At 62.7% G+C, this 781-nt stretch carries 1 protein-coding gene; it reads left to right on the top strand.

Features of this window, described 5'->3' with window-relative positions:
• The first annotated feature begins 186 nt into the window (after positions 1–186).
• On the top strand, positions 187–687 hold the full coding sequence (locus tag ACOTYB_RS24820; protein ID WP_000376623.1) for a GNAT family N-acetyltransferase: 501 nt from the start codon (positions 187–189) through the stop codon (positions 685–687).
• Positions 688–781 lie beyond the last annotated feature (94 nt).

Genomic DNA, 781 nt, shown 5'->3' on the forward strand with positions numbered 1-781 from the left:
AAACCCTCGCGAAATTTCGCAGTCGCGACGCCAGAGACCGAGGGTTAGATCATGCCTAGCATTCACCTTCCGGCCGCCCGCTAGCGGACCCTGGTCAGGTTCCGCGAAGGTGGGCGCAGACATGCTGGGCTCGTCAGGATCAAACTGCACTATGAGGCGGCGGTTCATACCGCGCCAGGGGAGCGAATGGACAGCGAGGAGCCTCCGAACGTTCGGGTCGCCTGCTCGGGTGATATCGACGAGGTTGTGCGGCTGATGCACGACGCTGCGGCGTGGATGTCCGCCAAGGGAACGCCCGCCTGGGACGTCGCGCGGATCGACCGGACATTCGCGGAGACCTTCGTCCTGAGATCCGAGCTCCTAGTCGCGAGTTGCAGCGACGGCATCGTCGGCTGTTGCACCTTGTCGGCCGAGGATCCCGAGTTCTGGCCCGACGCCCTCAAGGGGGAGGCCGCATATCTGCACAAGCTCGCGGTGCGACGGACACATGCGGGCCGGGGTGTCAGCTCCGCGCTGATCGAGGCTTGCCGCCATGCCGCGCGAACGCAGGGGTGCGCCAAGCTGCGGCTCGACTGCCACCCGAACCTGCGTGGCCTATACGAGCGGCTCGGATTCACCCACGTCGACACTTTCAATCCCGGCTGGGATCCAACCTTCATCGCAGAACGCCTAGAACTCGAAATCTAACGTCCGTTCGGGGGCACTGTTGCAAATAGTCGGTGGTGATAAACTTATCATCCCCTTTTGCTGATGGAGCTGCACATGAACCCATTCAAAGGCC

It is taken from the genome of Enterobacter cloacae complex sp. IR5450 (assembly GCF_049238665.1).
Taxonomy (GTDB): domain Bacteria; phylum Pseudomonadota; class Gammaproteobacteria; order Enterobacterales; family Enterobacteriaceae; genus Enterobacter; species Enterobacter hormaechei_C.

Excerpts from the sequence above, each read along its gene's own strand:
- ACOTYB_RS24820 (WP_000376623.1), top strand. The coding sequence starts at position 187 with ATGGACAGCGAGGAGCCTCCGAACGTTCGGGTCGCCTGCTCGGGTGAT.